Annotated in this window: 7 protein-coding genes and 1 pseudogene; 3 read left to right on the forward strand and 5 right to left on the reverse strand. The window is 62.0% G+C overall.

The features are described from left to right. Window positions 1–485: 485 nt before the first annotated feature. The gene (locus J7E83_RS20200; RefSeq protein ID WP_214965804.1) at window positions 486–734 is read right to left on the reverse strand and encodes a hypothetical protein; all 249 of its coding nucleotides are present in this window, start codon (window positions 732–734) and stop codon (window positions 486–488) included. 338 nt (window positions 735–1,072) lie between these two features. Here J7E83_RS20200 and J7E83_RS20205 point away from each other — a divergent pair, with 338 nt between their 5' ends. After that, the gene (locus J7E83_RS20205; protein ID WP_214965806.1) at window positions 1,073–1,261 is read left to right on the forward strand and encodes a hypothetical protein; all 189 of its coding nucleotides are present in this window, start codon (window positions 1,073–1,075) and stop codon (window positions 1,259–1,261) included. A gap of 187 nt (window positions 1,262–1,448) precedes the next feature. Here J7E83_RS20205 and disA read toward each other — a convergent pair whose 3' ends face one another. The 3 genes from disA to J7E83_RS20215 all read right to left on the reverse strand — a co-directional run bounded on the left by disA (window position 1,449) and on the right by J7E83_RS20215 (window position 4,093). Continuing rightward, on the reverse strand, window positions 1,449–2,525 hold the full coding sequence (gene disA / locus J7E83_RS20210; protein ID WP_214965808.1) for a DNA integrity scanning diadenylate cyclase DisA: 1,077 nt from the start codon (window positions 2,523–2,525) through the stop codon (window positions 1,449–1,451). A gap of 419 nt (window positions 2,526–2,944) precedes the next feature. Beyond that, complete coding sequence (locus tag J7E83_RS21650; RefSeq protein ID WP_396020586.1) at window positions 2,945–3,316, reverse strand: MFS transporter; 372 nt, start codon at window positions 3,314–3,316, stop codon at window positions 2,945–2,947. A 204-nt stretch (window positions 3,317–3,520) separates the two neighbouring features. Further along, on the reverse strand, window positions 3,521–4,093 hold the full coding sequence (locus J7E83_RS20215) for an MOSC domain-containing protein (RefSeq protein ID WP_214965810.1): 573 nt from the start codon (window positions 4,091–4,093) through the stop codon (window positions 3,521–3,523). 281 nt (window positions 4,094–4,374) lie between these two features. On the opposite strand from J7E83_RS20215, the gene J7E83_RS20220 reads away from it, so the two are divergent. Next, window positions 4,375–4,740, forward strand: a complete 366-nt coding sequence (locus J7E83_RS20220) for an N-acetyltransferase (protein ID WP_214965812.1) — start codon at window positions 4,375–4,377, stop codon at window positions 4,738–4,740. 58 nt (window positions 4,741–4,798) lie between these two features. Beyond that, window positions 4,799–5,119 (forward strand): annotated as a pseudogene (locus tag J7E83_RS21655) (transposase); the annotation flags it as partial. A gap of 161 nt (window positions 5,120–5,280) precedes the next feature. On the opposite strand, the gene J7E83_RS21550 reads toward J7E83_RS21655, so the two are convergent. Further along, a complete protein-coding gene (locus J7E83_RS21550) occupies window positions 5,281–8,646 on the reverse strand; it encodes a DUF6923 family protein (protein ID WP_214965822.1) in 3,366 nt (1,121 codons plus the stop codon). Window positions 8,647–9,304 lie beyond the last annotated feature (658 nt).

Genomic DNA, 9,304 nt, shown 5'->3' on the forward strand with positions numbered 1-9,304 from the left:
GTCCACCACGCCGAAGTCATCACCCTCAAAGGCTCCAGCTACCGACTCAAACATGCACAGACAGACTCGCTGCCCTCGACAAGACCAGAAAATACGGCAGAATAACCAACGTCAACGTGGCTCAGTTTTCAACCCACAAAACGGCTCAGTTTTCGACCATCACTGACAGCACGTGAGTTTCAGCATCACGGCGCCTCGGTAGGTGGCTTTCCGGCCTTTCTCGCCTGATGCTGCGATGAGTTAGACCTCATCGTCTGTACTACTCGGCTATCACTTTTGTTTATTCAGAAGTGAACCAGGGAAATCCCAACCATCGACGTTAGAAATCGTAGGCGCGCACGGTAAGCGCTCGTCGTGTTGGCTGCAGGGCCACTGTTGCCGCCTCAGATATTGCTCGTCCATAATCTGGGGCCTGAGACGAACCTAGGCCGGTCTGATACTTCCAGGCATCCTGTCCTGCAATGCTGTCTCTTGCTAGACCAGAGTTATCGATTCTTAAACAGGATCGTCATAACGATGATCCCGCCGATGAACCCCAGGACTCCAAGGACCTTCCCTGCGGTAGCCTTCACGCCCTGACCCTCCGCTTTACGGGCAGTGATAAAGGCAAACAACCCGAAGGCGACGCCAAAAACGAATAGCCCTATGACCCCAAAGATTATGGAGTTGCGCCGATACTTCAGACCGAGGGCGTGATCCTGCGATGAGAGGACCTGCTGGCTGTCTGCGGTCATTATTGCTCCTGGGGTTGCTACTCGGTTGATATGGGAACCATATACGACAAACCGGAATACTAAAGCTCTCTCTTTCCTCGCAGTAAGCGACCTTTGCCCGATGCCTCGTCGTAGTAAGGTGAGCGCTAACAAAAAAGATCAGCAATCATGCGTGAAGTTCCAGGTTGCGTGTAACTTTCTCTCAGATACTTCGTGCATGGGGAACGGCTCTTGGGGAACCCACACGTTTTCCTTCGTTCTGAAAGTTGCTCGTGGGCACTCTCCTATCAGCGCCGTGGTTGTCCTGTCTGAAAGCCGGCGCGGGGCAGAAAGCTGCCACGGGCGGGACCGATGTGGTTGTGGATTCGGCAACGACTCCGACTGAGCAGACGGTGGCGCATCCGGACGGGTCCTTTACCCGGACAGTAAACAATGAACCGGTCCGGATGAAGACCGGAGACACCTGGGCTGATATTTCCACTGATCTGGTGCGGAGCGAACAGGCGGGTGAGCAGGTCCTCTCCTCCAAGATTGGCCCTTGGGGCTGACGCCGGGTACTAGGGGATCAGCAACGAGGGCCACTTTGGATGATCGCAGGGGCCACTCGATCAAGGAGTCGTGGCCGTTCGGGGCACTGCCTGTGCTTCGGTGTGGATCCGCTCGGCCTGCTCTTGCTGCTCGAAGAAATCGGCGGCGAGGTCGATCAGTTTTTCGTGCCGCGCCGTGAGTGCATGGTTAGAGGAAGCGGTCCAGCAGGCTGGCCTCCGCCATGCGGCTCAGGCCTTCGCGCACGGTGCGGGCCCGCTGATCACCGATGCCGTCCACGGTCATGAGGTCGTCGATGGTGGCGGCCATCAGGAACTGCAGCCCGCCAAAGTGGTCCACGAGCCGGTCAGCCACCGCCCTGGGGACGGCCTTTAGCCCGGAGAGCAGGCGGTACCCGCGGGGCTGCACGACGGCGTCGAGCGTGTCCACACCGCCGGCGAAGCCGATGATTCCGGAGATTTTGCCGAGGTCGATCAGCTCCGTGGGGCCAAGGTTCACCAGAGCGCTTACGGCTTTCTCAATGTCGTCGGGAGAGGCGTGGGGGCCGGCGTAGTCGCGGATGATGATGTCGCTGCCGGGGCCCCGGCCCACCGTGAGCTCGTCCAGCTGGAGTGAGAGCAGGCGGCCGTCCTCGCCGAGTTCCAGGACGTACTGGGAGATTTCCTCCGAGATCCGGCGGACCATCTCCTGCCGCTGCAGTGTGACGGCAACATCCCTGACGGTCACCATGGCCTCGATCTCCAGCGCGGACAATGAGCTGGTGACCTGGTCCAGGCGTGAGCGGTAGCGCTCCAGGGTTGCCAGAGCCTGGTTGGCGCGGGCCAGGACCTTTTCCGAGCCCTCGAGCACGTGGCGCAGCCCATTCACGTACAGCGCGATGATCTGCATGGACTGGCTGACGGAGATCACGGGCACGCCAGTCTGGATGGCCACGCGCTCGGCGGTGCGGTGGCGGGTGCCTGACTCCTGCGTTTCGATGCTTGAGTCCGGTACCAACTGAACGGCGGCCCGGAGGATATTCCCGGCGTCCCTGTCGCAGATGATGGCGCCGTCCATCTTGGCCAGTTCACGGAGCCGGGTAGGGGAGAAATCGATGCCGATGTCGAAGCCGCCGGAGCAGATGGATTCGATGGTCCGGTCCGAACCCAGCACGATCAGCGCTCCGGTGCGTCCACGGAGGATGCGTTCCAGGCCATCGCGCAACGGCGTGCCTGGAGCCACTCTGCCCAGAGTCGCCCTGAGCGATTCTTCGGGGCTCCGAGCCATAGGTGTTCCCTTCAAAGGTGCGGACTGCCGCCCGCAAGAATGCCGGTTTCCGCTGTCCGCCGGCAAGATCAAAAGTACTCAGTTCCCCGCAAGCTCAATCATAGAGGTAAAGAACCGGCTGTTCCGCACCAGTAAGCCTCAAAGTGCCCCGCGGGGAGCCTCCGCGACGGCTCGGTGAAAGGCCCGACGGCGGCTGCCGGGGTTGTGCACTTCTGGCTGTGGTGATGAACGCATCGGCGACGTTGCCGGAAGGGTATGGCGGGTCGCTCACGAGGGTCAGAGGCGGCGGGGGAATGCGGTCCGTCGGCCGTACAGGGTGAGCAGGAGGGCAGTGATCCCGAGGGCAATCATGACTACTGGGAGCACCAGCCCGTCAAATGGCGTCAGGAGCAATGCACCGAGGATGCCCGCGCCGAAGACTACGAGGTTGAAAGCGACTGGTAGGAACGCGTTGGCGATGCCATAGACCAGCAGGGTGAGGTCGGCCGAGAGGCCCGTTTTAGTGGCCCGGAGATAGGGGCGATGTAGGTGTAGATGGTGCTGTGGGCGAGCATCCAGGCGACGATGGCGGCCAGAATGATGGCGACTCCGGGGATTCGGAACACCTGCCCCAGGGGAAGCCGCGAGGTGGCTGGTTGCCCTGCGGCATCAGGGACGCACACGATGATCAGGGCGACGACGATGACCGCGAGGACTGACAGGGCACCGAAGGACCATCGCCAGCCGAAGGTGGTCCCGATCCAGGCGCCGAGAGGGGTGCCGAACGCGAACCCGAGGGCGCGCCGGTGGATAGGCCGCCGTAGCGCAGGCCGTTAGCGTGCTGAAGAGCGCGTTGCACGCTGACAATTTGTCCCTGCCGGGGTGCAAACCAGCTAGCGTTTTTTGGTCGCAACGCATGCAATCATGCACCGAAAACGGGGCTGCTTGACCGCGCTGCCGCTGCCCATGCCGTCAAGCAGCCGTTTGGTGCTGGTCCAGAACATCGTCAGGGAGATCTAGGGAAGCCGGCCGGGCCGCAGTACGGAGGGGGTTCCCGCTTGCTCGGGATCCAGTGGTACCGGGCTGACCAGGACGGCCGGGCCGCGGTGCAGCTGGCCATCAGAAACCGGCCGGCACCGCAGGCCCCCGCGCCCCCGCATGGCGGCATGCGCGCCCGGCGCAAGCATCCTGTCCATCCACGCGCACGGGTGGGCAGGCCGCCCAGCCCAGAGCCGGACCTCGGCGCCGCGTGACTCCAGGGCGAACTCATGCCCGAGAAGCGGTGCCAGCTGCGCGCCCCGAAGCACCACGTTGCGTCTCGTCAGCAGCGGATCGAATGGTGCAGCGCCCAGCTCCGCGGCCATGGCTTCGAGCGCTTCGATGGAGAGCAGCGTGAGAGCGGCATCCATGTGTGCGGCCTTGCCGAAGAAGCGGTCGCCAACGATTCCCTTACCGGCCACAACGTCCACGGTGGCCGCATCTGTGGTCGGGACGTCGGCAGCGCCGTTGCGTGCCCGACCGAAGTAGGCGTGGCCCGGTGACACGAGCAGGTGCAGGACCTCCACGTCGTACCTGTACATAACCGTCATGCCACAAAGCTACCTTTCATGTAGTCCAGCCACGCGCTTATAGCGATCACTGCACCTCCCAAACCCACAAGCAGAAGGCTGTTCATGTCAAAATACGCGAATCGGCCTACTGCGCTACAAATGTATGGATGGAGAATCACAACAGATGCACGCAGCCCCCGCCGTCGTTTATATTCCGCCCGGGCACCGAGGCAGATTTCCCTCGGTGCGCAGAACTTTGGATGCACGCCGTCGCCCTTCGTGATGGCACACATAGCGATCCCCAGGTGAAGCACAGAGCATTGAAGAAACTCACGGTCCCGGGAAGTATCCTTTCCATCGCGGAAAGCGGCTCGAGGACCCACGGGTTCACGTTGGCAATTGATCACACCCAGCCAGGTGCCGCCCGCACGGCTCATCTCGCGCTGCTGGCTGTGGACCCGGCGAGCCAATCCCGGGGACTGGGGCGGTTCCTGCTTGCACAGGTCACTCAGTCGCTCGTGTTGGAGGGGTTCGTAGAGGCGACCCTCGGAGTCCTGAAAGAAAATCTTGCAGCACGCAAGATATACGAAAACGCGGGTTGGCAGGTCACCGGTCACGGCATCTTTGAAGATTCCGGTCGTCCCTGCATCCACTACTTACTCAAGCTGAAAGCCGCTACATCATAAGCAGCAAGACCGGAGTCGCGCGGGGCGTGGCTTATGGTGATGACGGCTCCGGGTTGGGTTCCCTCATGAGCCGGAGATGCGGGTGTCACCCGAGACGATCTACCAGTCCCTTTACGTGCAGTCCCGCGGGGCGCTGAAGCGTGATCTGACCGCGTGCCTGCGCACCGCACCGGGCGGCTATCAGGCAGCCCTGCCGCAAGGCCGGCCAGCGCAAGAACCGGATTCCCCCAAGGCACTGCGGCATTCCCTGACCTGGGACCAGGGCATCGAGATGCAGGACTGGAATACCGTGAAGATCGACACCGGCATCGAGATCTACTTCTGCGACCCGCACTCACCCTGGCAGCGTGGCATCAACGAAAACACCAATGGCCTGCTGGGTGGGTCCTTCATCCTGTCCCCTGACGGCCAACCTGCAGATCCCCTGCAGGGCGGGGGTGGCTTTGGGGATAGAAACAGCGCCCGGGTGCGGGATGGAATTCCAGTCCCGGGCGCTGTTTCTTGTTTTAGCTCCTTGAGATCAGGAGCTTGTTTCTGGTGTTAGCTCTGGCGGCGTCGGAGTTTCGCTGCTGCCAGAGTGCTTCCGCCGAGGAGGAAGAGCACGAGCGCGCCGAGGGCGAGTGGACCAGCGTCGAGCCCGGTGTTGGCAAGGTTGCCGGCAAAGTTCACTGCCGACACGGGTGCCTGGGCGGCGAGCTTGGCCGTGGAGGGGGCCGAGGTAATGGCTCCTCCAGCGGGCGTGGTGCCTGTACCTGTTGCGGTGTTGGTGATGGTGCCTGCGTTGAGGTCTGCCAGGGTCACCGTGTAGGTGGCTGTGCAGGTGACACTCATGGCCGGTGCCAGCGAGGCAGCTTCTGCCGGGCAGTTTACGGCCGACAGGTCACCGGTTCCGCTGAATTCGCCTTCCACAGCACTGACGTTCGTCAAGGTGACGTTGCCGGTGTTGGTGAGGAAGAACGAGTAGGTGAGCACCTGACCCCCCGTTGTTGCCTTGTCCGTGCTTGCTGTCTTGAGCACGGTCATTGCCGGTGCATTCGGGGTGGGAACGGTAACGCCCGAGGGTGATGAGACCGGCGGGGGAGTTGTTCCAGGCGGAACGCCGGTGGCGGTGGCAGTGTTGGTGATGGAGCCGGCATCGACATCGGCCTGGACCACCGAGTAGGTGGCCGTGCAGGTGATGGCAGCGGCCGGTGCCAGCCGGGCTGCTTCTGCCGGGCAGGTGACGTCGCTGAGCTCGCCCGCGCCGGAGAAGTTGCCTTCGTTGACGGTGACGTCCTCGAGGGTGACGTTACCGGTGTTGGTGACCAGGAACGAGTACGTGATCTCCTGGCCTACAGCGAGGTCCGCCTGGGCGGCCTCATCGGCGGTCTTCACCACGGTGATGGCCGGTGCCGGCGGAGCCGGAACGACGACCGTTGACGGAGGCGAGACCGGCGGGACTGGGAAGCCTTCGGGCGGGGTTCCGGTACCGGAGGCCGTGTTGGAGATCGAACCGGCGTCTACGTCGTCCTGGGTGGCCGTGTAGGTGGCGGTGCACGTAACGGTTGCGTCCGGAGCTACCGTGCCGGCCGGGCAGATAGCGACCGGGGCGTTCCCTGTTCCGGTGAATGCGCCTTCATCGATACGGATATCAGTCAGGGGCACATCTCCGGTGTTGGTGAACGCGAACGTGTACGTGATGATTTGTCCCGGTTCGATGTTCTCCATCGCGGCTTGGTCGGCCGATTTGACCAGGCCAACACTGACGTCCACGGGTGCGTTGGTCACTTCACAGGTGAACGCGGCCGCGTCCGGAACAGTGAACGTCCATGGACCGTTACCCTCGGCTGGGACGGCGTCTCCGGATGCGATGTTCGTGCAGGTTACCCCGGCGTTGTAGGCGTTTATACCGCTGGCCGAGCCTGCCGCCATGGTGTCGGTGATCGTGTAGGTCGCGCCTTGGGAAACCGGCTGGTTGGTCGTGCTGACCGTAGTGGCCGTGCCGGTAGTGGTGGCTGAGGTGAGGACAGTCCCGCCGGCGTTCTGCAGGCCAACTGTGAACTGATCCACAGGAGCCTGACGGCCTTCGACGGTCTTGGTAACCGTGAGGGTCGGGATCGGTGCCAGAGCACAGCGTGCACCGTCATTACCGGCTGCTGCAGGACCGGCGGACAACAGGATCGTTGCTCCTGTGGTGGGGGTGATCCGGTAGATGTTTCCGGTGGCGTTGTTAGACGCATAGAGGTAGCCTCCGGCATCAACGTAGACAGCACCTGCGGCCAGGCCGGTGAACTGGGTTCCGTCCGGGCCGTTCATGGGTCCAACAACCGTTGAAGCACCGGTAGCCGGATCGAACCGGAGGAGGACGTTGCCCGTGGTATCAGAGGCTGTGCTGTAGAAGGCGCCGTCGATATAGCCCCAGTCCGCGCTGGCTACAACACCGGCAGGGACTGTCCGGACGACCGTGTTTACGACGGTGCCGTACGTGGCTGATCCCGGTGCGAGGTCTATTTCGTAGACGGTGTTGTTCACTCCGTTAGCAGTGACCCAGTAGTGGCCTGCGTTATCGAAGTCGCCGACAAGGGAGAGGGTTCCGGTGGTCCCAGCCGGGATACCGAGGTCGGTCAAGGAACCGTTCGCCCCGACTCTGACCAGGTGCCCCGTGGCAGTGGTCCCGTAGAAGAAGTTATCCAAAGTGTTGTACCCGGCAGCGTTGACATGCGAAGGCAGCTCAAATGCGGTGCTGTTAGCACCGGTCACCAGGTCTACCTGCTGGACCAGGTGCGGTCCGGCAGGAAAGTTCGGGCTCTGGAACAAGTAACCCGAGGCATCGCAGGCCCAGGGCTGCTCAACAAATTGGACGGTGGAGTCGCCAGGAGGGTTGATGCCCGTCCCCGTGACGTTCGCCGGGCCGTTGGTGAAGGCCCCTGCCGCCGCAGCTGTCACGTTGACGGTCACGGTGCAGGCCGCCATGCCGGCATCCAGGTTCCCGGTCACGGCGACTGAGGTGGCGCCGGCAGGAGCTGTCACGACCCCCGCCGGGCATGTGGTGGCGGCAGCTCCGTCTGCCACTGTCAACCCGGCCGGGAGTGCGTCTGTGAAGGACCAGCCGTTCTTGGCAGCAAGTTCATCGGTGTTGGTGACCGTGAGCGTCAGCGTGGATTTCGCACCAACGGGCAGGGACGCAGGGCTGAAGGATTTATCCAGCTGCGGGGTCACATCGAGGATCTTGAAGTTGTCGAAAGCCTGGTCATTTCCGGCGCCGCTGGGCTGCTGATTGGTAACCCGGAAGCCGACCGTCGGGTTGGTGACCAGGGCAGCCCGGTTTCCGGTAAAGGTACCGACGCTGACGACATTTCCGTCGACGGTGAACGTCTCGCGGTTGGGGTCAGCGCAGATGTTGTAGTCGGTGGCGTTCAAAGCAATGGGCGTAGCGCCGTCCATCAGGTAGAACCGATCCAATGCCTGGAGACCGATGTTGCATAGGTTTCCGACGTCGAGCGAGAAGGTGACGAAACGACCGGTGCCGGCGACGTTGATACCGGATCCCTCCAGCATCACCCCCGTGTAATTGGTGGAGCCGCCGGAAGTCTGCTCGGCGACTGCGAGGTTTGTGTTGGGATCAGCCATCCCGGCGTGCTGGCCGATGGCGGCCGGGACCGTCCGGGCAGTAGGCCACCAGGAAGACGAACAGAATTGTGCGGTCGCGAGAGCGGCATTGGTGGCCTGATGACCGAAGATCGTTCCGTTGCACTGCTGCGCGCTCTGGTAGACCGGGCTCGCCGTGTATGTGGCGCCGGTGGTGCTGGTGTAGGCGGCGATATTCGTCGCTCCCGTCACGGGCGCGTTCTGAAAATCCTCCGAGTAGATCAGCGAGGGAGCACCCGGGGTGCCTGGGGTGCCCGGGGCAGCCTCGGCAGGGGCCACCAGAGGAAGTGTTCCTAGGACGAGTGTTCCGAGCAGCGAGAACGCCGCTGTAGCGGACAATGCCTTACGCCCAATCCTGTGGGTTGTCGGTTTCACGGAACCTGGAGGGCTGACAAGCCAGCCACCGGTACCGGACCTTCCCAAACGATTTCGGTTCCTGCGTAAATAGCTCAACTGAGTACCACCTGACAGTTCAGATCAGGGCACACACGCGGCCCCAATGATTCTTCGGGTCGCGTCATTCACAGCTGACGGCTCTGTAGTTTGCTTCCCCCAACATAGATACTAGAGGGAAACGAGAGTCTGTCAATTTGACATATTAACGCTAACAACATCAGCATAAATGTGAGTCAACTTACTGCCAGGACAAAGGATCTTTGTCCTGACATGACTACGTATTTTGAGGACGAAGCGCGAAACGAAGGCGAACTGGCCCGTCGACCCTCAGAACAAGGGCTCAAAGTGCATCGGCTTTCAGAGTAAAAACCGACGAAATATCTGCACCCGCGATTGCTATTGGCGCGCGCCCCGAAAGCCAGCACCCAGCCACTAAACATGGCGCTACCAGTCGTTTATATGTCAGGCGAATGCCGTCTGATTATGCAACTGAATCGACAGGCGAAAGCTCAGTCCTAGCTGTACTGCCCAGGGACGTTGG

Source organism: Arthrobacter sp. ISL-48 (assembly GCF_018613805.1).
Taxonomy (GTDB): domain Bacteria; phylum Actinomycetota; class Actinomycetes; order Actinomycetales; family Micrococcaceae; genus Arthrobacter.